This is a genomic window from Paenibacillus sp. J22FR21 (assembly GCF_056269135.1).
This window is the reverse complement of the sequence record NZ_JBWDNJ010000003.1, coordinates 119896-144368: the sequence shown is the minus strand read 5'-3', so window position 1 is coordinate 144368 and position 24473 is coordinate 119896. Positions and strand designations below refer to the sequence as shown.

22 protein-coding genes are annotated in these 24473 nt (G+C 49.8%); 7 read left to right on the top strand and 15 right to left on the bottom strand.

The annotated features are described in order from the left end of the window. Positions 1-13: 13 nt before the first annotated feature. Positions 14-907 (top strand): LysR family transcriptional regulator, encoded by an 894-nt coding sequence (locus AC0YNS_RS11420; protein ID WP_475781119.1) that lies wholly within the window; start codon positions 14-16, stop codon positions 905-907. Positions 908-1225: 318 nt separating this feature from the next. Here AC0YNS_RS11420 and AC0YNS_RS11415 read toward each other — a convergent pair whose 3' ends face one another. The 6 genes from AC0YNS_RS11415 to AC0YNS_RS11390 form a co-directional block, all read right to left on the bottom strand. Next, positions 1226-1942, bottom strand: a complete 717-nt coding sequence (locus AC0YNS_RS11415; RefSeq protein WP_475781118.1) for a GntR family transcriptional regulator — start codon at positions 1940-1942, stop codon at positions 1226-1228. After that, a complete protein-coding gene (locus tag AC0YNS_RS11410; RefSeq protein WP_475781117.1) occupies positions 1942-2973 on the bottom strand; it encodes a sugar kinase in 1032 nt (343 codons plus the stop codon). The genes AC0YNS_RS11415 and AC0YNS_RS11410 overlap by 1 nt, the downstream gene beginning before the upstream one ends. Next, positions 2966-3721 carry a 2-dehydro-3-deoxy-phosphogluconate aldolase gene (gene dagF, locus AC0YNS_RS11405; protein WP_475781116.1) on the bottom strand — a complete coding sequence of 252 codons (756 nt, stop codon included), beginning with the start codon at positions 3719-3721 and terminating at the stop codon, positions 2966-2968. Before dagF ends, AC0YNS_RS11410 begins: the two co-directional genes overlap by 8 nt. Position 3722: 1 nt before the next feature. Further along, positions 3723-4826 (bottom strand): DgaE family pyridoxal phosphate-dependent ammonia lyase, encoded by a 1104-nt coding sequence (locus AC0YNS_RS11400; RefSeq protein ID WP_475781115.1) that lies wholly within the window; start codon positions 4824-4826, stop codon positions 3723-3725. Beyond that, positions 4804-5913, bottom strand: coding sequence for an amidohydrolase/deacetylase family metallohydrolase (locus AC0YNS_RS11395; protein WP_475781114.1), 1110 nt, complete (start codon positions 5911-5913; stop codon positions 4804-4806). The genes AC0YNS_RS11400 and AC0YNS_RS11395 overlap by 23 nt, the downstream gene beginning before the upstream one ends. A 184-nt stretch (positions 5914-6097) precedes the next feature. Next, on the bottom strand, positions 6098-6868 hold the full coding sequence (locus AC0YNS_RS11390; RefSeq protein WP_475781113.1) for a DODA-type extradiol aromatic ring-opening family dioxygenase: 771 nt from the start codon (positions 6866-6868) through the stop codon (positions 6098-6100). A gap of 155 nt (positions 6869-7023) precedes the next feature. On the opposite strand from AC0YNS_RS11390, the gene AC0YNS_RS11385 reads away from it, so the two are divergent. The 4 genes from AC0YNS_RS11385 (at position 7024) to AC0YNS_RS11370 (ending at position 11173) form a co-directional block, all read left to right on the top strand. Beyond that, positions 7024-7407 (top strand): winged helix-turn-helix transcriptional regulator, encoded by a 384-nt coding sequence (locus tag AC0YNS_RS11385; protein WP_475781864.1) that lies wholly within the window; start codon positions 7024-7026, stop codon positions 7405-7407. Positions 7408-7632: 225 nt separating this feature from the next. Then, on the top strand, positions 7633-8964 hold the full coding sequence (locus tag AC0YNS_RS11380; protein WP_475781112.1) for a spore germination protein: 1332 nt from the start codon (positions 7633-7635) through the stop codon (positions 8962-8964). After that, positions 8961-10070, top strand: a complete 1110-nt coding sequence (locus AC0YNS_RS11375; protein WP_475781111.1) for a GerAB/ArcD/ProY family transporter — start codon at positions 8961-8963, stop codon at positions 10068-10070. Before AC0YNS_RS11380 ends, AC0YNS_RS11375 begins: the two co-directional genes overlap by 4 nt. Next, a complete protein-coding gene (locus tag AC0YNS_RS11370; RefSeq protein WP_475781110.1) occupies positions 10067-11173 on the top strand; it encodes a Ger(x)C family spore germination protein in 1107 nt (368 codons plus the stop codon). Before AC0YNS_RS11375 ends, AC0YNS_RS11370 begins: the two co-directional genes overlap by 4 nt. Positions 11174-11244: 71 nt before the next feature. Here the strand turns inward: AC0YNS_RS11370 and AC0YNS_RS11365 are convergent, their stop codons facing one another. After that, positions 11245-12141, bottom strand: coding sequence for a phytanoyl-CoA dioxygenase family protein (locus AC0YNS_RS11365; RefSeq protein ID WP_475781109.1), 897 nt, complete (start codon positions 12139-12141; stop codon positions 11245-11247). A gap of 177 nt (positions 12142-12318) precedes the next feature. Here AC0YNS_RS11365 and AC0YNS_RS11360 point away from each other — a divergent pair, with 177 nt between their 5' ends. Then, complete coding sequence (locus AC0YNS_RS11360; protein WP_475781108.1) at positions 12319-13212, top strand: helix-turn-helix domain-containing protein; 894 nt, start codon at positions 12319-12321, stop codon at positions 13210-13212. A gap of 165 nt (positions 13213-13377) precedes the next feature. Beyond that, the gene (locus tag AC0YNS_RS11355) at positions 13378-14184 is read left to right on the top strand and encodes a sugar phosphate isomerase/epimerase family protein (RefSeq protein WP_475781107.1); all 807 of its coding nucleotides are present in this window, start codon (positions 13378-13380) and stop codon (positions 14182-14184) included. A 367-nt stretch (positions 14185-14551) separates the two neighbouring features. On the opposite strand, the gene AC0YNS_RS11350 is transcribed toward AC0YNS_RS11355, so the two are convergent. From AC0YNS_RS11350 to AC0YNS_RS11315, 8 genes are all read right to left on the bottom strand, one after another. Next, positions 14552-15967, bottom strand: coding sequence for a sulfatase (locus AC0YNS_RS11350; RefSeq protein WP_475781106.1), 1416 nt, complete (start codon positions 15965-15967; stop codon positions 14552-14554). A gap of 167 nt (positions 15968-16134) precedes the next feature. Continuing rightward, the gene (locus AC0YNS_RS11345; protein ID WP_475781105.1) at positions 16135-17061 is read right to left on the bottom strand and encodes a TauD/TfdA dioxygenase family protein; all 927 of its coding nucleotides are present in this window, start codon (positions 17059-17061) and stop codon (positions 16135-16137) included. A gap of 32 nt (positions 17062-17093) precedes the next feature. Further along, complete coding sequence (locus AC0YNS_RS11340) at positions 17094-18671, bottom strand: extracellular solute-binding protein (protein ID WP_475781104.1); 1578 nt, start codon at positions 18669-18671, stop codon at positions 17094-17096. Between the two features lie 42 nt (positions 18672-18713). Next, positions 18714-19580 (bottom strand): carbohydrate ABC transporter permease, encoded by an 867-nt coding sequence (locus AC0YNS_RS11335; protein WP_475781103.1) that lies wholly within the window; start codon positions 19578-19580, stop codon positions 18714-18716. Positions 19581-19596: 16 nt separating this feature from the next. Next, the gene (locus AC0YNS_RS11330) at positions 19597-20574 is read right to left on the bottom strand and encodes an ABC transporter permease (RefSeq protein ID WP_475781102.1); all 978 of its coding nucleotides are present in this window, start codon (positions 20572-20574) and stop codon (positions 19597-19599) included. 330 nt (positions 20575-20904) lie between these two features. Further along, positions 20905-21354: a hypothetical protein gene (locus AC0YNS_RS11325; RefSeq protein WP_475781101.1), complete on the bottom strand. Its 450-nt coding sequence runs from the start codon at positions 21352-21354 to the stop codon at positions 20905-20907. A gap of 588 nt (positions 21355-21942) precedes the next feature. After that, the gene (gene msrA / locus AC0YNS_RS11320) at positions 21943-22413 is read right to left on the bottom strand and encodes a peptide-methionine (S)-S-oxide reductase MsrA (RefSeq protein ID WP_475781100.1); all 471 of its coding nucleotides are present in this window, start codon (positions 22411-22413) and stop codon (positions 21943-21945) included. Positions 22414-22706: 293 nt separating this feature from the next. Beyond that, positions 22707-24305, bottom strand: a complete 1599-nt coding sequence (locus AC0YNS_RS11315) for an ATP-binding protein (protein ID WP_475781099.1) — start codon at positions 24303-24305, stop codon at positions 22707-22709. Positions 24306-24473 lie beyond the last annotated feature (168 nt).

Here is a 24473-nt window from a genome sequence, read left to right as displayed (position 1 = left end):
ATAGACCACGTCTATGACCAACAATTATGAGTTGTATAAAGTTTTTTATTGGGCCGCGAAGACGGGCAGCTTAACTCAAGCCGCTAAGGCACTTTATATTACCCAACCAAGCGTCAGTCATGCGATCAAACAGCTGGAAGACAGCTTTGGCATTACGCTGTTTTACAGAAATTCGAAAGGAGTTGCGCTTACACAAGAAGGTTCTTTGCTGTATTCCTATATCGAGCAGTCCCATATCTTGATCTCAATAGCCGAAGAGAAAATGGCCGCACTTAAAAATCTCGACAGCGGCGAGCTGCGAATCGGCGGCAGCGACTCCCTGTTCAAGCATTACATGCTTCCTTATTTGGAGGACTTTAATCGCAAGCATCCCGGCATCCGGCTTCATCTGAATCATGGGACGACACCCGAGGTAATATCTTTTCTTAAAGAAGGCAAAATAGATCTAGGCGTTGTCCGAATGCCGATTGTGGATCCTCAGCTTGAGGTGAGGGAGAGTATTCAGCTGCAGGATTGTTTTGTTGCGGGAGCTCGTTACGCCGATCTGAAGGAGACCGTTCTTTCGCTGGAGATGCTGCTTCAGCACCATCTGATTCTGTTCTCACGCAATAGCCGGGCACGAATGGCGATCACGGAATTATTCCAAAACTACGGCTACACCCTTAAGCCTGAAATTGAAGTCGGCAGCGTGGATCTTCTGATTGAGTTCGCGAAGCGTGGACTTGGTATCTCCTACGTCACAAGGGAATTTGTGAAGAAGGAGCTCGAAGAGGGCTCTCTATTCGAAATTAAGCTGGACGTGCTTCTGCCGCCTTCTCAAGTGGGGATTATGATTATGCGCAACATGCCGCTATCTATAACAGCTACTCGATTTATCGAGTATTTTGATAAATTCTCCTTGCGTTAGCAAAAGAGAGGCTTGGCGGGCCTCTATCTTACCGGATGAAGCGTGGTAAATTTCCATTTTGATACGGGAGCCATTTGTGCCGCATTTGCAACGCCATGCCAGCCCATCGAGCACGACGATTAATGCTGCATTTTCTGCAACATTTCTACGTCAAAAGAGCTCTGGTCACGAAAATGCTGCATGGAATGCAACATTTTTGTGGCCAGAGCTCTTTTAGTCTTTATTTATCTTGGAAATGTTGCATTTCTTGCAATATCAGATCAAATTCAGCCTCCAGAGAGGTCAATTGTTGCATTTCTTGCAACAATCACATGTTGCTTATACGTCGTAGTTGACGACGTAGTGATGCCGTTCGGTATGGTAGTAACCTTCGCTGTATTCGATTAATTCGCCACTCTCGTCGTACGCATAGCGCGACCTCTTAAGCAGCGGTGTTCCCGCTTCGATTGACAGCGCAGTCGTGACGGAATCAGACACCGCCGAAGATACGGAGAATTCATCCCGGTACTTGCTGATTGTAATACGCTGTTCTTCCAGCAAGTCGTACAGCGACTGCGCACCTAGGTCAGACAACTCGATGCCGGCGGCCCGACTCAACAAGTAATGCGTGTAATGAATGTAAGGCTCGCCGTTCAGTTGGTACAATCGCTCGACTCGCAAGCATCGCTCACCGAACAACTGATATGCCGTCGTGCCTTTTTCACTCGGGACATGCGCCGCGCTTAGCAATTGTTTAGCGATCTGATGCCCTTCATCGACCAGCACCTCTGTAAACCGTTTCAGCTTAGACAGCTTGGAAGCGGACGTATTACGGATGACCTTCGTCCCTTTACCGCTGCCCGTCTCCACATACCCTTCCTGCGCCAGCTCCTTAATCGCGTTCCGTACCGTAACCTTGCTTACCCGGAACTCTTGCTCAAGCTGAGGCTCGGACGGGATGTTCGTTCCGACCGGGTAAACCCCGTGCAGAATTCGGTCCTTCACGATGCTCGCGATCTGCACATACAATGGCTTCTTACTGCGTGATAGCTTCATTATCGGATCACGTCTCCATTCGCAAGATCCGTCATCGCACGCTCGATCTCGCGCTCCGTCGACATCGGCGTATCTCCGGCAACCGTATGAGCGAGCATAGCGGCTGCGGCTGCGAAGCGAACGGTACGATCCGGCTCGAATGCGGAGAGTTCACCATGAATGATGCCGCCGGCGAATGCATCGCCCGCTCCGATTCGATCGTAGACGGCAAAAGTAAGCGGCTCTGAAGCAACCGTCAGAGTGCCATTCTTATACATAAAACCACGCAACGAATGCGTGTTGTCTCCGTTAATGGTGCGATGCGTGCCCGCCATCGCGGAGAGGCCGGTGTATCGCTGAGTCACCATCGGCAGCAATTCCGTTAGCTGCTCCATTCGATCTGTTTTGTCCGTCGACATGCCGAGAATGTGGATCATGTCCCGCTCATTCATCATGACGATATCCGCGAGCTCCAGCATTTGTTCGTAATGAGGCTTCGCTTTCGCGTAACCTCCATCTCCCCAATGGGTCGGCCTGTAATTACAGTCGAAGACGACCGTTCCGCCGGTCCCCTTCACTGCCTTAGCAAGCTGAACCATATGCTGTCTCACATTATCGTTCATCGCCAGTGTGATCCCGCAGAAATGAACGAGCTCGATTCGTGCAGCGATAGCGTCGTAATCATATGCATCGAGCGGAGCCGTATTGAAGCTGCTCTCCTGCCGATTGGCGTAGGTGACACGACCCGGCCTCGCGCCGAATCCGTTCTCAAGGAAGTACATGCCAAGGTTACTGCCGCCTCGCCCTACGAAATCTAACGACAAACCCAGTTTGCGCAAATTCGCCGCGGCCGCTTCTCCGAGTGCATTGTCCGGCAGCCTCGATATGAGGCTGCTGTCATATCCGAATCGAGCCAGTGCAGAGGTTACGTTCACGCCGGTGCCGGAGAACGAATAGCGCAGATGATCCGACTGCGACATTAATTCATAGCCCGGCACTTGCAGACGCATCATGACTTCGCCGAAAGCGGCGACACGAGTGCGATTACCCATGGCGATCGACCAACTTCTTCATGATCTCGAGCAGCATGCGAACATCCTCAACATTCGTCTTGCCGGTTGCTTTGTCTACGATCGACGAATAGACATGCGGTATAACCTGCGGTATGCCCGCATCAAGCGCAATGCGCAGTATGGGCTCGAAATTGTCCATGTCGATGCCGCCTGTCGGTTCGAGTGCAAACCCTTCTTCTGCGCAAGCCTTCGCAACAGCTCGCAATTCATCCTCACGACTCAATCCATTCATCGGAAAATATTTGAGCGCATTGCCGCCCATATCGCGAACGAGTGCGATTGCCGTCTTCACAGGCACGATGGCCTGCTCCGGCTGTGCTGCGCTAAAAGGTCCTGTCGAAATATTCACGTAGCCTGCTTGTCCTGTAGGAGAAACAAGGCTGTTGATCCAGCTGTCTCGCTCTCCTAAATTCGCACGTGTAGCGCCAACTGCCGGGAAAACCTGATTAATATGCGTGCCTGGGTAATGCTTCGCGATCTGTGCAACGACGGCCGCCTGCCGATTGTCCCCGGCCCCGAGTCCAATCGAGACCGCGTCATCGATTGCTTCCCCATATCGCTTCATCGCGGTAACGGCAGCTTCCACGGTCGGATAGTCCTTGGAGAGGATACCGACAAGGACATGCCCTTCTGCGGCATCGAAAACTTCCTTCGCATTCTCGATGCCGTTAGCCAGCACATTAAGTGCCGCGCGACTTTTATACAATCGTTTCGTCATGTTGTGCATGTTAATGGCCTCCCGTAAGCGTAACTATTCTAGCTGCAATGACATTCATATCATCACCAAGCAGCGGACGCGGATCGATATCAAAATACCCCTGCTTCACGCCATAATCGCGCGTGTAGATGGCGATATCGCCGCCTTGCAGTCCTTCAACGACTGCCTTCGCCGTCGTGCCGGACAGCGCTGGATCTACCTGAATGCGCGCACGGAATATCGCGCGCCCCGCTTCATCTTGGACAATCGTCACTTTAACGCCTGGCTGCTCGTTCAGCGGAATCAGCGTTTGCAGCGTTACCTTCTCCTGCTCACTATTATCCTTCTTAACCATATACTCCTCGAGCGCTTGGAGCAGCCCGAATATCGTTTCCTTCCCGACCTTCATGCTGCGGCCAATCCCGTGCAGCTGCATTTTGACCATCTCGATATAATCACGTTTGCCCCCGACAATACCGGAGGTCGGACCTTCAATCGCCTTGGAGCCGCTATAGATCGCGAGGTCCGAGCACTTCACATACTTACGAACATCCTCTTCCGCAGCTGCATCCACGATAAGCGGAACCCCTTTTCGCTGCGCCACTTCCCAAGCTTCCTCCACACTAATCATGTTCTTCTGCACCGCGTGGTGTGACTTCACGTATAGAATTGCGGCCGTGCGATCGCTGATCGCGTCTTCGATATGCTCGGCTTTGCCCTCATTCGCATAACCGACTTCAACGAGCTTGCCTCCGCCCAGAAACACCATCGTCTCCACAGGTGCACCGTATTGGACATTATGTCCTTTGAGAATAATGATTTCGTTCTTCGCGATTGCCTCTTGATGAAGCCGTTCGCTCATACGCCGATTGCCTTGCGTAACGATACCCGCAACAGACAATGCAATTCCGCTTGATGCTGAGTTGACGACAACAGCAGCTTCGGAGCCCAGCACTGCCGCAATATGGTCGCCCGCTTTATCCACCAAATCGGCGATTTCCACATAGCGTTGTCCGCCTAGCTTCATCGCTTCCATGACGGTATCGGAAGGTGCCGACACCCCGAGGATGCTCATTCGCCCGCTGGCATTAATAACGCGTTTCAACCCATACTTAGCATTCAATGAATCGCCCATTCGCATATACTCCTCTAACTTTAATTTGATGATCGCCTTCGCGCATGTCTCCCTCCGAATCGACGAACACGCTACGCTCCTCTTTAACAGAGAACAAAGTCAGATTAGCCCGATCACCTGCTTGAATGCGGCCCAGTTCCGGTTTCCCCAACCAATCTGCCGCGTTCACTGTCACGGCTTCGATCACTTCGCTTAGCGAATACCCTAGGCACAGAAACTTCGACATCACATGCGCCAAGCTATATACAGGACCATGCAGCCGATTCCCGCGATAAATGTCCGAACTAATCGTATCGAAGCGAATTCCGTTTCGCCTCGCCGCCTCTGCCGCCTTGAAAGAAAAGCTGGCTGTGCCGTGTCCGACATCCATTCGAACGCCTCTCGCGATAGCCGCATTCAGCTCCAGAATCGGACTTCCGTCCTCGCTGAATAAGTTGTTGCTTTTCCCGTTCAAATAGTGCGTTACAACATCATTTCTCACGAGCAGCGGTAGAATCTCTTCGATTCTAGGAGGAGCGGAACCGATATGAACCATCAAGGGCAAAGCGGTTTCTTCAGCCAGCTCCCTGGCCATATTCAAAGGCCGAATACCGTTGTCGCGAACGACGCTGCCGCTCATTCTGGCCTTCCAGCCGACGATAAAATCGGGATACGCTTGGACGGCTTGCAATGCGGCTGGTCTATCGAGCCAAGCCAGATCGGACAGCTCGTCGATCCGCTGCAAACCAATCTTCGAAACGTTCAGCAGCGCGAACACGGTCGTCATCGCCCTCTCGCGGCTTGTGGCCAATTCGCCGATTCGATCCGCGCCGCAGCTGCCTGCGTCAACAATGACCGCAACGCCTTGTTTTACGCCGATCTCGTCAATGTCATCCCCATACGGGTCAAAATCGGGGAATGCATGAACATGAAGATCGATCCAACCGCTCGATACATACCAGCCGGAACAATCTATGACTCGCCCGGCAATCGAGGCATTGCTTGCCCCCGCTGCCGTTATTTCCGCTATGACGCCGGCCACGATCACAATATCGACTTGCCGACCATCCATGAGTGCTGCCCCGCGTAAAACCAAATGATCAGTCATCGTAAGCCCACCTTTATTTTTGCCGAAACGAAACGAATAGCCATCAGAATTTAGATTTTAACGTTATAATGTTTAATCTACATGGAAACAAGTTTAGCGTCAACAAACATTATAATGTTTAAGTATTCCACTCTAATAAAAAAAAGCCCACCTGTCCTATCGACAAGTGGGCATTCCTTATTAACTAGAACTGATAGCTGAGATTGCTCATGGAGCCATATTTGATTGGCTCATCGAATAAGACCCGAGCTTGCTGTCCCGGCATTCCGCTCCCAAGCGCGATGAGCAAAGGTACGAAATGTTCGGCACGAGGTACTGCTTTCTTGGCATGCGGAGCTAATGTTTCATAGTTACTCAGTGCCTCGATGTCTCTTGCAAGAACTTTATCGGTAATCCAATCCGTGAATTCTACGGCCCATGCGCGAGGCGGAGCATCCATGTTCCGATCGAACTCATTGAAGTTGTGCGTCAAGAAGCCGCTGCCGATTACGAGGATGCCATCCTTCTCAAGTCCCTGCAGCGCTTCCCCGATCGCAATTTGCTGTCTGGCAGGCAAGAAAGCATTTACGGAAACAGGAACAATGGGTATATCGGCTTCCGGGTAAGCATGACGCATAATCGGAAATACTCCATGGTCGAGACCCCGATATTTGCGCTGAACCGGAATGTTATGCTTGCGCAACCGTTCTTCCACCATGGACGCGACGATATTGGACCCTCTTGCCGGATACTGTACCTGGTAGTACTCGGGCGGAAAACCGTAATAATCGTATTCCATCTCATGGATGTCGTCCGTGGCCGCGATTGTTGTAACTTGGTTCTCGAAATGGGCGGAGAAGATAACGATCGCTTTGGGACGGACTGATTTACCGAAGCGATTCAAGAAAGAGGTAAATTCGGACTTCTCGAAAATCGTAAATGGCGAGCCATGCGCCAAAAAGACGGGCGAAAGCATATTGTGACCTCCTTAGTAGAGACATACCTATCCCCTTGAATGAATATAACTATAGACTTATAATATATTCTAGCTGTATTCTCGGGAAGTAGGATCAATCAAATTACCTAGTATCCAAAAAGTAACCATAGATAAACACTGGAGGAATTACGATGATGAACGATGGTGGGTGCAAGATCGAAACGGCGTTAGAAATTCTGGTCGGCAAATGGAAACCCGTTATACTCTTTCATCTTTTCGGCAACGGTACGATGAGATTTAGCGAACTGCAGCGTGCCATGCCCGACATCTCCAAAAAAATGCTCACCTCGCAGCTCCGGGAATTGGAATATCACGATATCGTTCACCGGGAGGTCTACCGCCAGATTCCCCCGAAAGTGGAATATTCCATTACCGAATACGGTGCCAAAATGACGCCATTACTTCAAGCGATCGGCAATTGGGGAATGGAGCATGTGCAGCATTTGAACGAGATGTATGGCGCTGACCGCGCGGTAGAGATATTCGAAACAAAAGAGAATAAGCTTGCGGGCAAGTAACCCGCCGCCGCGACACAGAAAAAGCAGTCCTGACCATCAAGAACCTTGATGATCAGGACTGTTTTTTCATTCCGGGGCTTGTGAAGCATAACGATCCGTACGGCTGATCAATCCGGTCTTATCTGTCGGAGGCCGCTTAGTCGGTTTTATTGCGAATACGTTATCCATTCTTCACATGTTTATCCCAAATTTGGACACTGTAACATAGTGAAGGAGTGGCGACCATTGGCAACCATTACAATCGCTTCGATTCAAGAGGCTCTTTATCATACCGATGATCTAGTCGTGCGCGAACTGAATATAGGCGAATCTAAAGCTGTACTTATCTATTTGGAAACGATGTGCGAGGCCGCCAAAATCGAACTCAGCCTGTTCAAGCAGCTGCGGCGTGAAACGGCAGATGGGAACACCTTTCCGCCTCTAGAAGAACTGCTTACCGCAACCAAAGTTGATCTTTGCCCCACTATTCAGAAAGCTGTTGACGATCTCATTCACGGACGTGCCCTGATCTGCGAGGCAGAAGCGAATCGCTGCTACAGCTTTGATGTCAGCAAGCAATACAGGCGCTCTCCCGCAGAGCCTGAGAATGAACGTTCCTTGGCCGGCAATCGGGACGGTTTCGTGGAGCATCTGCAAAGCAATTTGAATTTGATTCGTAAGCATCTGTCCACCGGAGAGCTAAGCGTGCGCTATTTTTCGCTTGGCACGACGGCGAACCGGCGGGTTGCTTTGGTATGGCTCGATGGAACCGCCGACAAGAGCATGGTCTATGAAGCTGCTAAACGTATTTCCGCCTTGACATCCACGCACGACTTGCATCCCGGTCTTCTTCGCAAGCTGTTGCGTGAGAACAAATTCTCCATTTTCCCGCAAATTTTCAATACGGAAAGGGTCGATTTTGCTTCAGCCCTGTTGGCTCGCGGAAGGATCGGCGTGCTTTGCGATCAAAGCAGTTCCTGCCTGATTCTTCCTGTTTCTATCTATACCTTCATGCTGACGGTGGACGACCTGATTCAAGGCACGTGGCCGTCGATGCTCATGCGGATAGTAAGGGTTGTCGGATTGATGTTCGGCCTCCTTCTGCCCAGCCTTTACATCTCGATTGTCGGCTTTAATTATGAAGTCCTGCCGTTCAAAATGGCGTTCAGCATCAAAAGTTCCCTGGAGAGCGTTCCCTACCCTCCGATCTTTGAAACGATGCTCATGATTTTCATATTCCAGCTCATTGCCGAAGCCACGCTGCGTCTGCCCTCAGCGCTCGCCCAAATGACGGGTATCGTCGGCGGTATCATTATCAGCGAGTCGCTCGTTCAAATCGGGTTCGTGTCGAATATTCTAATCGTGGTTATTGCGCTGACGACCATTAGTAAATTTACCATACCATCTATGGAGCTCCGATCGACCACGACGATTTCGCAGTTTATCCTTATTTTCGGTGCAACTGTCCTGGGCTTTTACGGTATTGCGTTCGCGTTTATCGGCGTACTGATCCACGCCCTTGCCATGGAACCTTTCGGCGTTCCTTACTGTCTGCCGGTTAGGAGCATCAAGCGATGAAAACTGCGAATCTCCCGATCGGTCCCATCCAACTATTCTGTCTGCTGTTCCAAGCCCAGTTCGGCCTAGGCGTCTTATCTCTTCCACATGCGGTCGATGCCGATGCCGGACAAGACGGTTGGATTGCCTGCCTATTCTGCGGTTTAATTAACTTGATTCTATTGCTCGTGATTTGGATACTAAGCAAGCAGAACAGGAGCCTAACCGTATTCCAGATGCTGCGACAGCGGCTTGGCCCTTGGATAGGCGGATTATTCAACTTGGCCATAGCCGCATACTCCATTACCGTAAGCTATGAAACCCTTGCGAATTGGGTCTTCATCTCGAATCTTTGGGCGTATGAGAATACCCCCGCATGGATGCTGTCACTGCTGCTCGTCGGCGGATGCGCCTTTCTCGTTTCGCAACCGGTCCGTGTTTTCGCCCGTTTCGCCGTATTCGCCATGGCGTTCGTCCCGCTGTTCATCGCGCTAATCTGTTACACGCTTAAGGACGCAAATCTGGATTATATATTGCCGGTTTTTTCGATGGGGCTAGCAAAAATCAGCCTTGGAGCGTGGAGTGGGATGATGTCGTATGCCGGCATCGGCATTCTGATGGTACTGTCTCCTCATATTCAGATGCCGTCCAAATCGGTTCTGCGCATTGCCATAACAGCCAATATCGCGATCACAGCCGTTTATATGCTCTGTGCATTCTCGACTACGGCCATCTTCAGTACCGAGATGATTGGCTTCATCCGCGAACCGTTATTATTTCAATTCAAAACGGTTTCGTTCAAGATCATGGAGCGAACAGATCTCATGGTACAGACCATATGGATTCTGTTTATCATGACTTCCTTATCCACCTATCTGCTGCTGTTCATGTCCGCGGTGACAGCGCTGGCCAATGCCCGGAAAGGAGTAAGACTTCCCGCTCTGTTTGTGGTTGCCCTTGTCTTAATTGGGGTAGGTGCGTGGAAGCTGAATGTCTCGCAATTATCGAAGCTGCAGGACATCATCGCTCTTTACGTGCCGACGGTGGCGATCGGGATGGTTTTGATGATGCTCATAATGGTTTATCTACACAAATGGCTATCAGGTAGGAAAGGGGCTCGAGCATGAAGCCGCAGTCCGAAAGAACCTTCCTCTTGCTCCTCCTCCTGCCGTTATTAACCGGGTGCTGGGACAGTCGCGAATTGAAGGAGATCCGAATCGAACAGGCTGAAGCCTTCGACTTACTCGATAACGGCAACATTCGCTTCACGATTACCATTCCAACCATTAAGTCCGCCGTTCAATCCAAATCCTCCATCGTCTCGCCAAGCTTTACTGGGGATGGAAGAACCGTCAATGAAGCCTACCTGGAAATGAAAAAGGCGGTTTCGCAGGAGTTAGACTTTGGCAAAGCTCGCGTGATTCTAATCAATAAGCGATTCGCAAAGAAAGGTTTCTACCCTGCGCTGGAATCATACTACCGGGAAGCCCGCAGCCCGATCAATGTCAAGATGGCTATCGTTAACGATTCCGCAGGGCAAGTCTTGAAGATGAAAGTCGCTGATCGCTTAATGATCAGCGATTACCTCTACGATTTGCTTCAGAGCAGCGAAGAGAACGGCTTGATTCCAAAAGTTTCGCCGTATCTCATTTCTTCCTTGTTCACCAATAGCGGTACCGACGCCGTGCTCCCGATCATTAATCCACTAGGAAAAGACCGTGTAAAACTAGAGGGACTCGCGCTCATGCATGGGAAGCGGATGACCGGAGAGTTGGATGACAAAACATCCGCGAATTTCGTCATGCTTTCCAAATTCAATCCCGAATACTTCACTGTCACGGAATACATCAATACGTTAAAAGCCAATGTTTCCCTATTTATGTCCCGTGATAAGCGGAACATAACCGTCGCGACCGATAAGGGTACCGTCAAGGCCGTCATCAGCGCCGATTTCACATGCAATCTGGTGGAAATCCCCAAAATGGTTCACACGGATGAGGAGATGCTGAAGAAGGTTGCATCAGAACTGGAGAAACTGTTGAACGATAAAGCGAAGGAAGTCATCAAGCAACTTCAGCAAGCCAATTGCGATGCATTGGGCATCGGACTTCACATCAAAGCGCATCATAACCGCTATTGGAAATCCATCGCGTGGGACGACGTCTATCCCGAGATAGATATTGAACCCCGCATTAAAGTCAGCATCGAAAAGAGCGGGATCATGGAGTAGAGCACATTAAGGCGATCTCTCTCCGTTGTATTCCGGAAAGCGATCGCCGCTCGTTTCTCTCAAGGTTTAACTTAAATCGACCATTCCTTTCGTGCTTCTTCCATGGTCTTCGACTTTTCTTTGCCCCACGCATAATGGCCCTTCGGCTTCACGCCTACCCAGCGCTCATCAACGGGCTCCGAGCGAAGCTGATAGCGAGTATCGGAACTCATGCGGAATCTGTTGGTCGTATTATTGACCGAGCCATGCAGCAGGAACATGCCGAAGATAATGATGTCGCCAGCCTCAAACGGCGTCGTTGCCCATTGGCCGCCGAACTTGTCCACGCATTCGATCGGATCTTTGGAAATCCACCCAAGCTCGATATTGTCACGATCGACATCCATTTGTCCGTAAGTCGCTTTAATTTTCTCGAAGTTTTGCGATCCTAGGCAGATCGATAGCGGCCCCTGTTCGTATGGAACATCGCCTAGCGGCGTCCACATCGTATACACTTGTTTGGTACCGCGTCCCATATAGACGATGTCGTAATGGGCTCCGGTAAAGTCGCCGTTTCCTACTGCACGCGGCCATTTGTAGTCATAGGTCATCGCTTCTCCGCCGAGCAAACGATCAAAGAAGCTCATCACTTTCTCGCTGTTAACCAGATGATAGAATGGCAGCATGTTCTCATCGTCTTCATTCACGGCGCCGCCGAACATCGCGCCTTTGGCGCCTGGAGCAATGACACCTTCTTCAATCGGGAAGCCGGAATCCAGCTTATTCATGTCATGAAGCTTTTGCAATATTCCGCTGCGTGCGCTCATCACATCCGCCCGATCATGGAAACCGCGAATAAGCAGGTAGCCATCCTCTTCCAACCGTTGTCTGAGCGCATCTACATCGTGCAGCAAATCATTTGCACTGCGAAGCTCCGTCAAATACTTGCTGCCCATCTCGAGTTCCGCATTTCCCATCATGATCTTCATTGATAATTCCTCCCGTTTGAGTGGTTTCTGCTTGATAACCGAATCATAACACCGGTTATTGAAGTCAACCATTCAGAACGGTATGGATTTGTTACATAAATGTAGTCTATACTAATTGTTATCCCTCAAATACTGATATATTTGTAGGAAAACCACCGATTACAGAGGTCGATCTCGATGGATCATATGTTTCGATTGCCCAATTTGTACAATGCCATCCGCATTCCGGGCATGGAATACGCCAAACAAGAAGCCGGATGGTCCTATTCGGATCATCGGCACCCTTTCTTCGAATTCCTGTTCTGCATTTCCGGTGAGATCGAACAGTGGGTCAACGGCCGAATGTATCATCTGTACCCCGGAGATGCGATTATCATTCAATCGGACATGCTTCATCGTACCGAAACGCGAGTAGGCTGCAGCTTTTTCGATTTTCATTTTGAAGTCGAAATCAATGCCATCAATATGATCTTTCAACTCACCTCCGATCCTGTATTTCGCAGTGAATCGCATGGGAATGTATCGGAATGGGTGACGCAGTTCATTACGCGTTTCGGTGAGCATTTGCAGCACATGATGGCTCGCGATGATAAGAGAACCTCGATTACCGACGAAATGACTGCCTCCGTTAAGCAGCTGCAGATCCATTCCAGCATTTTGGATTTTATCGGCAACCTGGCATCGGAGCTTATTTCCACGCAAAATCATCAGCATCCCGCTTCCGGCATTAAACCTTCGCAGATGAAGCTTGCGCGGGAGGCGGCCTACTGGATGGAATATCATCTCCATACGCCGATGAATATATCATCGCTATCGACACAATTGAATGTTCACCGAACCTACTTGCATGAATGCTTCAAACTCGTCTATGGGATCTCACCTTCTGTGTACCTGCAGCGAATCCGCATTCGCGAGGCCAAAAAAATGCTGCAAAACCAATCGATCAGCGTGGAAGAAATCGCTCATTCCCTGTGCTATTCTTCAACCAGCCATTTCAGCCATGCTTTTCGGACGGCCATGGGGGTCTCGCCTCAGCAATTCCGTAATTTCACTAGCACAACTACAGAGTAAAAGAACCAAGCACGCCAGCCTACTAAGGCGCAGCCAATTGCTTGGTTCTTTTTTATCTACATATATGCAAACATGCTGGACGAATAGAAATGGTGCGGTCCGCTGCCTGATGCTACCATGAAACGATAGGGAAGCTATTATGAGGCATAAAGGAGTAAACCACCGATGAGCATTCAATTGTTTAAATCGTTATGGGGCATGGAGCATCTGTCCTACCGGGAAAGTATCGAGCAAATTGCGGCAGCCGGTTACGACGGCGTGGAGTCGACACTGCCTGCTCCTGAACATACGAACGAATTTATGGAGCTGCTGCAGGAGCATCAACTGAACTTTATTGCCCTTATCGGCTCTAGCGGCGCAACAGTCAGCGCTCATGAAGAGGTGTTTGCCGCAGGGATAGAACGAGCAGCGGCATTCCGCCCGCTGCTTGCTATTTCCCATAGTGCCAGGGATTGTTGGTCCTTTGAGGATCAAGTCCGCTTCTTCCGTTCGGCGCTTCGCGCAGAGCAAGCCGCAGGTGTACGCGTTGGGCACGAAACGCATCGCCACCGCGCCATGTACACGCCTTGGAACACGGCCAAGCTGCTTGAGGAACTGCCTGATTTGCGCATTACAGCAGATTTCAGCCATTGGTGCTGTGTCTGTGAAACGTTACTCGAGGATCAAGGGGATGCGCTGAGGATCGCCTTCGAACGTACGATTCACATCCACGCCCGCGTCGGCTATGCGCAAGGACCGCAAGTTCCCCATCCTGCCGCCCCGGAGTATGCGCTGGAATTACAGCGGCATGAGCTATGGTGGAGCAGCATTCTTGCACAGCGCGAGGAGCAGGGATTCACATCGACAACCGCAACCCCTGAATTCGGGCCGCCCGGGTATATGCATACGCTCCCCTTCACCCATCAGCCGGTGTCCGATTTATGGGACACTTGCTTATGGATGGGGGAGCGTCTGCGGACAACATTCAAATAAGCCTGCGGCGATGCTCTGAGGGAGGGAGCCGAAGCTGCTTCATTCCGCACGAACCGGGGGCGCCGCGTAGGCTTCATACCGCACGAACCGGGGGCGCCGCAATTCCTACATTCCGCACCGTATGGTGCTGCTCCCTGAAATGATGTCAGTTGTGCAACATTTTCGCTGGAAAGTCCCTTCACCGAAGGTAATGCTGCGCGAAATGCAACATTACCTTTTTGATGTTGGCTTTTAAGCTTGAATTCATCGAAAATGTTGTATTTCGGGCAACATTTTCAATAGAGCAGCGGAATCCTGGCAGAAATGCTGCATTTACTGCAACATTCCGCATGCACTCCCAAACAAACTAACCCCATCTCGCATTTCACTACGCATTGCCCGATACGCCTGCGACGCTGCCTTCAGGATTGTCTTCCGGCATGATGGCTTGAATCTGCTCACGCCACCCGTGAAGCATCTGACGCAGTCGTTCGGTCCGCTCTGGATGCAATTCAGCAATATTGTGCTCTTCCGATAGATCTGTTCTCAGGTTGTATAACTCCAAACGCCCGTCTTCAAAAAACTCAATGAGCTTATAGTCTCCCTCTCTCACCGACGACCCCGGCGTTCCCCCTTGATTGCCGTAATGGGGGTAATGCCAGAATATAGCGTCCCGGCTCAGGCTCTCCTCACCTCTAAGTACGGGAACTAAACTTACGCCGTCCTTATGCTGATCCGGCAGCAGGTCCAGTCCCGCCATCTCCAGCAGCGTCGGATAGAAATCAGGGCTCGTTACCGGGACCTCACTAACACTGCCCGGCTTCGTGACGCCAGGCCATCGGATAATTAGAGGCTCCCGCACGCCGCCTTCGTACATCCAGCCTTTCCCTTCTTGAAGCGGACTGTTGCAGGTCGGCGAACCTTCGGCCGTTGCCAGACCTCCATTGTCGGACGTGAACACGATCACGGTGTCATCCAGCTGGCCTGTTTCTTCCAATGCCTTCACTAATCGGCCAATATTCCAATCGAGATTATAGATCATCGCCGCGTAGGCAGGGTCAGACTGCACGATGCGCCTCTGCACCCGCAAATGTTTCTTATGTTCGCAAGGGAAGAACTCTCCTTCGACGAACGCTTCCACGCGGTCCAGCCCAAGAGCCTTGGCCTTGTCCGCGAAACGCTTGGTGAGCTTTGCGCTGACCTCGATCGGGATGTGCACGGCATAATGCCACAAATTCAGAAAGAATGGTGTCCCGTCATTTTGCCGGATGAGCTCTATTGCCTCGTCCGTCAGTCGGTCCGTTAAATATTCTCCTTCAGGCCCTTCCCCCAACGTCTCAATGCCATAAGGGCTAAAGAAGCCGTTTAACGGCATCCCCCAGCTGCAGCCCCCGATATTGACATCGAAACCGTGTCGGTCCGGATAATGTTCACGTTCGCCGAGATGCCATTTGCCCACATGCCACGTCTGATAGCCCTGCTCCTTCAAAGCGGACGCCACGCTTTTCTCCTGCAGAGGAAGGTGCCGGATGTACGGCGCATCGATCAGTTTACCGGTCGTATGTCCGCCGATCCAGTTGGTCACGCCAACATGCGCCGGATATTTGCCGCTCATCAAGCTGGCCCTGGTAGGCGAACAGACCGGAGCGGCAGCATAAGCATCGGTGAATCGAACACCCTCGGCGGCAAGCCGGTCCAAGTTCGGCGTTTCATAGAAGATGCTTCCATAACATCCTAGATCCATCCAGCCCATGTCGTCGATTAAGATAAATAGCAGATTTGGCTTTTCCTTCGGCTTACCCACCAATTGTTCTCCTCCAATCTATAAATAGGGAAGAGAGCCCGCGTCACCCGCGGGCTCTTGTCTTCTCAAGGTGAAACGGCTGTCGCCGTCCTTTCGGCGGAGAAGCGCGTTTCATTCCGGTGAAAAATAAGCATGGTATAAGGTGAAACTTATACTTTCTTATATTTTTAATAAGGCCGATCGCCTACAATCGCCACCCGCTCCGCTACGCGGCGGTTCGGGTAATAATCCGAATTCGCATAATGCTGAGTTGCGCGATTATCCCAGAATGCGATGGAGTTCGCTTCCCAGCGGAAGCGGACTTGAAACTCAGGCAGCTGCGAATGGCGGAACAGATAAGTCAGCAGTTCTTCGCTTTCCTCCGGCTCCAGGCCAACGATTCGCACCGTAAAGTTCGGATTGACGAACAGCGTTTTTCTTCCCGTTTCAGGATGAGTACGCACGACCGGATGCTCGGCCGCCGGAAATTCCTCTTGCCGGCGCTGCAATTCCTCGGGAGCCAGATTCACCCCGAAAACGTGGGTGAAATCATGAATCGCCGTCAGCCCGTCGATGCGCTGTTTCACCTCATCCGGCAGATTATCATACGCAGCCGCTTGATCCGACCACAGCGTGTCGCCTCCGAGTGGCGGCACCTCTGTCAAGCGTAAGACCGAACCAAGTGCAGGCGTCAGTCTCCAGCTGACATCCGAATGCCAGTTGTTCTCGTGCCCGGGCTTCTTGTCATTCTTCGCGAAGCGTACGACCTCATTCGAATTTCCTTGAGGCAGGAAAGGATGGGTTTCCAGCTCTCCCCATAGTCGGGCGAAAGCCTGCTGCTGCTCGCTGGTAATGTCCTGATCGCGGAAGAATATCACTTTCCATTCCAGCAATGCGCGGTTCAGTTCCTTCTGCAGCTCCGGCGATACCGGATTACTCAGGTCGACACCCTCGATTTCTGCGCCGATCAGCGGGCCATAAGGTTTAACATGAAACAACGTATACGGCTGCTCAACTACTCCCTCCGGCAACCGGTCAATAATGCGTGGGCCTCCTTTAAGACCTCGATCCGGAATTTGCCTCGGACGTTCCTCGTTCGTAATCGTTTTAACCATCGCACATTCTCCTCACTATTCGCTATTTGCGGTTATTTACCTGCGTCTTGATTCTTGTATTCTTCGTTAATCTCTGTCAGGATGGCATCGCCGCCGGCTTGACGCCATTCTTTGCCGAGCTCTTCGATCCCCTTATCTACGTCAAGCTTGCCGTTTAACAAGTTTACGAAATATTGGTTGTATACTTCATTAACCGCTTTTCCATATTCAATCTCAGAATTCGTCTTGCGGGTAATGAGATTTGGCACAAAATATTGTGAGGCGACTTTGACCGATTCAATGGCGCGATCAATGTTCTTCTCCGTCTGCGGCAAGTAGTTCTCATCGATTGGCCAAGTCACGTTACCCCATGCAAGCGGATGACTCCAGCCGTTCGGAGCAAACCCGTCTTTCTCGCGTTCCGCTTCGTTGTAAGTAATTTGATCTCCTTGCTTCGTGTAATGGACCCCTTCAATGCCGAGCTGCAGCAGGTCGCGGCCTTCCTTGGACAGCATGAACTCGATGAACTCCGCCGCCTTCTCGGGATTCTTGGCCTTATTGGTAACAGATGTGAAAAAAGCGGTCTTCGGACGCGTAGCCATACCTTGTTTGCCGTCCGGTCCTGCCGGCGGCGGTGCGAAACCAAGCTTCCCATCGGGATTGACCTGCTGCAAACTGCCTTCTACGCGGCTCACGTGGCGGAATAGTGGGCCATCCATTACACCCGCTTTGCTTTGGAAGAACTTCTGCTCCTTTGTCGGCCGGTCATAGATGATATATTCCGGATCGATCAACTTCTCCTGGTACCATTTCCGCAGCTCCTCAATCCCCTTCTTGAAAGCAGGATCTTCGAAGCGCGGAATGACTTCTCCTTTATCGTTCAAGGCATAGTCAGCGTATGGCAGTCCGTACGCATATAGAACAAAATCGAATGCGGTGAGTGCGTCCCCGGCAACCGGCTTGTTCGTGATAAAACCGAAGGTGTCGGCTTTGCCATTGCCATCCGGGTCCTTCTCCACGATGGCTTTCAGCGTATCGTGAAACTCATCAAGCGTTTTCGGATGCGGCAAGCTCAGCTTATCCAGCCAATCCTGGCGGAATTGAACGGTGTAATTCGACTTTTCCATGCCGCTCACGAAGGGATATCCGTAATATTTTCCGTCGACGGCAGTCCACTGCAAGCCATTGTCGAGCTTGGCTTTGATTGTGGGGAGTTTGTCGAAATAATCGTTCAATGGAACCACAATGCCTTCTTTGATCCATTGGGAAACGGATGAGGACGGATACTGCGTGGTCACAACGTCAGGAAGATCCCCGCTCGCGATCGCCACGTTAATCTTGTCGTACGAGAATTCCGGCGATATCTTGATCGTCAGCTTGATGTTCAGCCGTTTATTAATCTCGGCAATAATGCGATCGTTCGGCACCAACGGCTTAGCTCCTTGATCGCCGGTGGTCAAATACACGAGTTCATACGGCTCTTCCGCAGCGGAACCGGAGTTGGTACCGGAGTTGTTCGTACTCGCTTCGTTGGAGTCCGGCTTATTGGAGCAGCCCGCCGTTACGATCAGTGCTGCCGCAGCTAGTCCAATCACCCATTTTTTCATTGTTAACCCTTTCCTCTCAACCATTTCTCTTTCCTCCCGTTAGATCATTTTTTTATAGTGAAGGAATTACTCCTTGACCCCGCCAATCAAGACGCCATTGATAAAATACTTCTGGAAAAAAGGATAGATGAGCATGACCGGAATGGAAGCCGCCATAACCGTCGCCATCTTGATGGACGGTCCAAGGAGGAACAGGCTGTCGCCGCCTCCCGAGTAGGACGATTCGTTCTCGAACAGCATGCTTCGCAAGAACAGCTGCAACGGCCATAGTTCCTTGTCGCTGATGAAGAATATCGCGTTGAAGAAATCATTCCAACGCGTTACGGCATAGAAGAGTGTAATCGTCGAAATCGCCGGCATCGATAAAGGGATGACAATCTTGAACAGGATCCCCAGGTCATTACTGCCGTCAATCTTGGCTGCTTCAACCAAACCATCCGGCATCGAAGAGAAGAAGTTTTTCATAATAATCAGGTTATACGTATTGAGAGCGCTCGGAATGATCAACGCCCATACCGAGTTCATCATGCCTAGGTCTTTGACAACCAGATAGGTCGGAATAATACCTCCGCTGAACATCATCGTAAAAACAAGCAGGAACATGATTACGCGCTGCCCCTTAAGTGAAGGCCTCGACAGCGCATATGCCGCCAGAACCGTAAGGATCATATTGAGCGCCGTTCCCACAACCGTGATGAACAGCGTCACCCCGTAAGACTTCCATAATTCATTCATTGAGAATAAGTAGGTATACGCTTCGAATGTGATCTCTTTGGGAAAAAGATGAATACTGGAACCGAGGTACTCCTCCAGCGGGATGATCGATACAACGAACGTATCCCAGAATGGATACACCGTAACGATGGCTACGATAGTCAGAAATACCACATTAAACGAGTTGAAAAGCTTTCCTGCCCTGCCGGTGTATTGCATAAATCTCCCTCCCGTATCAGTAAACGCCCTGTTCTCCCATCTTCCTGGAAAGCCAATTTGCCAGAACGAGCAGAGTAAAATTAATCAGGGATTTAAATAAACCAACCGCTGCCGCAAGGCTGAATCTGCCATCCGTTAAGCCGATTCGGTATACATACGTGTCGATAATATCCGATACGCGGTATACACCCGGATGATAGAGCACGAATATCTGCTCAAAGCCGGCTTCCATAATGCCCCCCAGCCGAAGAATGAGAATGAGCACGATGGTACTCCGGATCAGCGGGATCGTGAGATGCACAAGCCGCTGGAAGCGATTTGCCCCGTCGATGACCGCCGCTTCGTATAGATGCGGGCTGATTCCGGCCAAGGCCGCCATGTAGATAATCGTGTTCCAGCCGAACTCTTTCCAAATCATCGAGAAGACAAGCGTGCTGCGAAAATAAGATTCATCACTTAGAAATCCGATAGGCGTACCCCCAAACAGCTTAATCAAGTTATTGACGATGCCGCTGTCCGTGGAAAGCAAATTAATGAGAATGCCGCCAAGTATCACCCAAGAAATAAAGTGAGGCAGGTAAATGATCGTCTGGATCGTCTGCTTAAACACCTTCACCCTTACCTCATTCAATAGCAGGGCAGCAATAATGGGAGCCGGAAATCCGAAGGTAAGCCGGTAAAGCGAGATGATCACCGTGTTTTTGATGACCTGCCAGAATTTATCCTGCGAGAACAAGTATTCGAAATGCTTCATACCGGCCCAATCACTGCCCAATATCCCTTTCATAATGCTGAAATCCTTGAAGGCAACGACCGCTCCGTACATCGGGATGTAATGAAAGATCAAGTAGTAGAGGAGTGCGGGTACCAGCATCAAATACAGGTAACGATTGAACCAGACATACCTCATCAGTTTTAATTTGCGCCTAACGGGCTTCTTGTGAGGCAGCACTCTAGCCTCTTGCAGAGCCGCCTCGCTGTCAACGTATTCCATCCACGAATGCTCCCTTACGGTAAAATAAAAGACACAACATCGAGTACATGTTGTGTCTCCGGTTGAACGGTCGACTTCGTATTCATCTCATCAATCAAGTAAATTAGCGGCTTGAATCTCTGGTCATCCAGTCGTTTTTCCCAACAAAAAAAGGAGACTCAGCGCCTTTGTTAAAGCGTGGTCTCCGGTTGTCCGGTTGATATTTTATTATTCCGATGAGATTACTTTGGTATGTGGATTATACTATCATGCCAACATTTCGACGTCAACTGTTATTTCCTGAATTCTCCAGAAGGGTCTCCGCTTGCAGCCCGGAGGCCTTCAATCATTTTATAGCGGCTGGTGCGCTGTCAGCTTAAATTCACGGCGGTACTCCATTTGTTCCCCGGGCTGCAGTTCAATGGCTTTGAACGATTCTACGCTGAATGCGTGGGGACATCCCCATACAGCCACCTTGGAAGGCACGAACCAGTCGATCTCCCGAATGCTGCCGATGTTCTCATATTGGATACAGAGCTCGAATACGTCATCATCCCTCTTAACTGGCTCCGCTCTATAATAGAAAGCTTCTTGCGGTGCATCTGTGAAACGAAGCTGCCCATCAACCTCTTGGATAAAGGATGGGAGTTTACCGGGATCAACAGCTGCATCCATGTGATAGGAATACCCCGGCCCGATCGGTTGCTCCTGGATGGCGATAAAATTGTGTACGTATTCCTCCGTGCAAATCGCCTTTGAGCCTAGATTCACGAGCTTGTAATCGATAACAACGCCATCCATTGGTTAATAGAATCATATGCCTCTCTCCTCTTCCTTGGACGATAGGCTGCCGTTTGCCGCGCATCGCATCCTCATTTACCAGCCTCTCTTCAAGTGTATCAATAAATGCATCATTCTGCCGTACCAATGGCAACCGCATCAAACGATAACGAAAACAAAATACTCTCGCCTCTAAAATAGAGGCGAGAGCAGGCATCCCAGCTCTAACGGTCGTGACAGTGGCTATTTGGCCTAAATGTACCCATTTTAATTTCTAACGGTTGCCAGCGAACTTATTTGATCGTTTTCCACTAGGAATGGGTCCATTTGCTGCAAATAACGTCTGTCACAACCGTTAGCGTTTCAAACAGGCTGATTTGCATGAAATAGCCACGCTGACAACCGTTACATTTTGATTCAAGGTGTGTAGACAACAAAGTGACTGTCGAGACTTTCTCGGGTAACATGGCTCTCGCCTTCTGAATAAGAGACGAGAGCATTATTCCCGTGGAACAGGCAACTAAGAAATCGACACAATAGGAATTTTTCACTTTGCGTGCTGACATGCAACAAGGAGCAGCTGCCGATGGCAAACTGCTCCTTGTATCGTCATTTACCTAGTCCCAAAGCTTTGCTTAAACAGAAAGCTAAACCATTTTTCTCGTAGTAGTCCTGATGTTCTTCCTCCGCTTTGTAGAACGTAGTCGCAGCCGTAATCTTCGTTGCGTTGCCAATACGTTTGGCAGCGCCTTTTCGAGATAATTCAGCCAGTTCTTGTTGTTCAGTGCTTGTGTAGAAAATAGCAGCTTCTGCAGGACTGGCGTTCTTCCAGAAATGCTGCAGCAATTCGTTATACGTAATCACATTCGGATTATAATGCACCTCGACTGCTTCGAGATGGTCCGTTGCATGAGAAACAACTTGTTGATAAGTCGGATCCTTCATTACTCCACCCGTATACCCGGCATACACAGTTGAGACACCATCAAGCTTCTGAAAAGCATCTTCCATATGCCAGAAACAGCCGCCTGCAAAAACAGCGGTTTCTAAAGGAACAGCATGTCCATTACCTGTCTTCATTCGTATCCCTCCAATATTCTATAGGTGCATTAACGCAGCGACTTGAATGCAATGCGAAGTTCCGAAGCCATAAAATGTAACTATCTAAGTCGTCTTAACAAGTTACTAGACGTACTATATCACGGCCCGGCCGCGATGGCAAGTAACTATTTAAATTAATTTTGGTAGTTACAATTTAAACAAAGCCCTTTGATGTTTCTGAAACGCAAAAAAACCGCCTTACCAAGAGGCGGCTATCTTAATTTGACACAATCTTTATTGAGGAATGTCACAACATAGGATGGATGGTTCGATTATTCGCTTTCAATTGGAGCAGCAGCAGCAGGCAGCATGATCGCGAACACCGTTCCCGCCGGACTTGTCTCTGTGACTTCCATTCGTCCGCCATGATCTTGGACGATCTTATGCGAAATGGATAAACCCAGTCCTGTCCCTTGAGCTTTGGTCGTATAGAAAGGTTCAAACAGCTTTGCTTTGGTATCTTCGGACATCCCTTTACCCGTGTCAGACAATTCGATGAATACGCCGTTCTCCATTCCGTAAATCTTAACACCGATTCTCCCGATATCGTCCATCGCGTCAATGGCGTTTTTGAACAAATTAACGAGCACCTGCACGATTTTGTCCTTGTCTATTCGCACATATATGGGATGTTCGGGATAATCGACAATAAGGTCATGACCTTCTCTCTCGATTTCCGTGCCCATTATCGAGAGAGCCCTTTCTACACAGGAGCGGATCGCTTCCGTTTTCATTTGGGAGAGGTTAGGTTTCGAGAATTGTAAAAACTCGGATGTCAGCTCGCTAACCCTCGTGATTTCATCCATGATCATCGGGTGGTATTTATCGATATCCTTATAGCCGTGCTGATAGGCCAGCTGCAGAAACCCTTTTATCGTTGTCAACGGGTTGCGGATTTCGTGGGCCATTCCCGCCGCCAGCTCGCCAATTACCTTTAACTTGTCCGAACGGAAGAAGTGCTCATCTCTTTTCAGCCAGGCTTCTTTCTTTTGAAGAAACAGCTGATCTTCTACATCCTCTATCGTTTCATTCGTCGAGCGTCCGTTTGAAAAAGCATAAGCGTAAATGATGTCTAAATGGGATGACTGTACGATTATGGTTTCGATGACATGCTTCACATAATCTTCAGCAGCTTGTTGATCGGTATACGCCATCGCGATTGCGAATTCGCTCCCGCCGTAACGGGATACGCTCGAAGAGCCGAAATGTACGGTTAACTGTCTGGCGATATCCTTCAGCCCATTGTTGGCTTTCTCAAACCCTTGCTGGAAGTTGACGACTCTCAAATCCTGACAGTTCATAATAATTAAGCCATATTCGCCGCGCTCTTTCATTCGGTTTAATTCATTGCGAAATTCATGGTAATTAAGCAGTCCGGTAAGAACATCCCTTTTCAATAGCTCATCATTCTTTTTCTGCAGGTCCTCTTTTTCCTTTTGTTTGGTCTTGATGATCCAAATCATGGCCACAAGGACTAATCCGCTTGCAATGTCAGATAACGTAACTAACACGGAGTAATCATTAATTTCCGAATACGTGTAGCGCACCAGACTGTATAAACCCATCAGCAGAAGGGCGTGGTAGTAACTGTGTTTCATCGTTTCACTGCGGGTCAGAAGACGGATGAGTTCGATCACATAGAGTGTCAAGCACCAATTCAGTTCGCTCAACCAATGAAAAACGATTAGACATGCAATTTGTAAGTAGATTTGCTTGGTAGAATTCCGCATGAGGTTAATGGACAGAAACACGGCTATACCCGCAGCGATCATGAAGAGAGGGTATGTCGTCCGTTCTAAATAGATGGATGAAAACGAAATAATCCCTAGCAGAACAGGGAGCAATATTTTAAACAGAATACTGTTTGCCATATCCATGTCACCCTTACGCTATTGTTAATATTTCCCTACTCCTTGTTCATTCGATAAACAAGGCGAAATACCCTTTCGCAGACAAGTAAAAATCACGTGAATAAACAACGTGTATCTCAAGATCCCCCTCCCGTCGATTGCATACTTTTATCACTTGATGGTGAAATT

Excerpts from the sequence above, each read along its gene's own strand:
- AC0YNS_RS11420 (WP_475781119.1), top strand. The coding sequence starts at position 14 with ATGACCAACAATTATGAGTTGTATAAAGTTTTTTATTGGGCCGCGAAG.
- AC0YNS_RS11415 (WP_475781118.1), bottom strand. The coding sequence starts at position 1,942 with ATGAAGCTATCACGCAGTAAGAAGCCATTGTATGTGCAGATCGCGAGC.
- AC0YNS_RS11410 (WP_475781117.1), bottom strand. The coding sequence starts at position 2,973 with ATGGGTAATCGCACTCGTGTCGCCGCTTTCGGCGAAGTCATGATGCGT.
- dagF (WP_475781116.1), bottom strand. The coding sequence starts at position 3,721 with ATGCACAACATGACGAAACGATTGTATAAAAGTCGCGCGGCACTTAAT.
- AC0YNS_RS11400 (WP_475781115.1), bottom strand. The coding sequence starts at position 4,826 with ATGGGCGATTCATTGAATGCTAAGTATGGGTTGAAACGCGTTATTAAT.
- AC0YNS_RS11395 (WP_475781114.1), bottom strand. The coding sequence starts at position 5,913 with ATGACTGATCATTTGGTTTTACGCGGGGCAGCACTCATGGATGGTCGG.
- AC0YNS_RS11390 (WP_475781113.1), bottom strand. The coding sequence starts at position 6,868 with ATGCTTTCGCCCGTCTTTTTGGCGCATGGCTCGCCATTTACGATTTTC.
- AC0YNS_RS11385 (WP_475781864.1), top strand. The coding sequence starts at position 7,024 with ATGAACGATGGTGGGTGCAAGATCGAAACGGCGTTAGAAATTCTGGTC.
- AC0YNS_RS11375 (WP_475781111.1), top strand. The coding sequence starts at position 8,961 with ATGAAAACTGCGAATCTCCCGATCGGTCCCATCCAACTATTCTGTCTG.
- AC0YNS_RS11370 (WP_475781110.1), top strand. The coding sequence starts at position 10,067 with ATGAAGCCGCAGTCCGAAAGAACCTTCCTCTTGCTCCTCCTCCTGCCG.
- AC0YNS_RS11365 (WP_475781109.1), bottom strand. The coding sequence starts at position 12,141 with ATGAAGATCATGATGGGAAATGCGGAACTCGAGATGGGCAGCAAGTAT.
- AC0YNS_RS11360 (WP_475781108.1), top strand. The coding sequence starts at position 12,319 with ATGGATCATATGTTTCGATTGCCCAATTTGTACAATGCCATCCGCATT.
- AC0YNS_RS11355 (WP_475781107.1), top strand. The coding sequence starts at position 13,378 with ATGAGCATTCAATTGTTTAAATCGTTATGGGGCATGGAGCATCTGTCC.
- AC0YNS_RS11345 (WP_475781105.1), bottom strand. The coding sequence starts at position 17,061 with ATGGTTAAAACGATTACGAACGAGGAACGTCCGAGGCAAATTCCGGAT.
- AC0YNS_RS11340 (WP_475781104.1), bottom strand. The coding sequence starts at position 18,671 with ATGGTTGAGAGGAAAGGGTTAACAATGAAAAAATGGGTGATTGGACTA.
- AC0YNS_RS11335 (WP_475781103.1), bottom strand. The coding sequence starts at position 19,580 with ATGCAATACACCGGCAGGGCAGGAAAGCTTTTCAACTCGTTTAATGTG.
- AC0YNS_RS11330 (WP_475781102.1), bottom strand. The coding sequence starts at position 20,574 with ATGGAATACGTTGACAGCGAGGCGGCTCTGCAAGAGGCTAGAGTGCTG.
- AC0YNS_RS11325 (WP_475781101.1), bottom strand. The coding sequence starts at position 21,354 with ATGGATGGCGTTGTTATCGATTACAAGCTCGTGAATCTAGGCTCAAAG.
- msrA (WP_475781100.1), bottom strand. The coding sequence starts at position 22,413 with ATGAAGACAGGTAATGGACATGCTGTTCCTTTAGAAACCGCTGTTTTT.
- AC0YNS_RS11315 (WP_475781099.1), bottom strand. The coding sequence starts at position 24,305 with ATGGCAAACAGTATTCTGTTTAAAATATTGCTCCCTGTTCTGCTAGGG.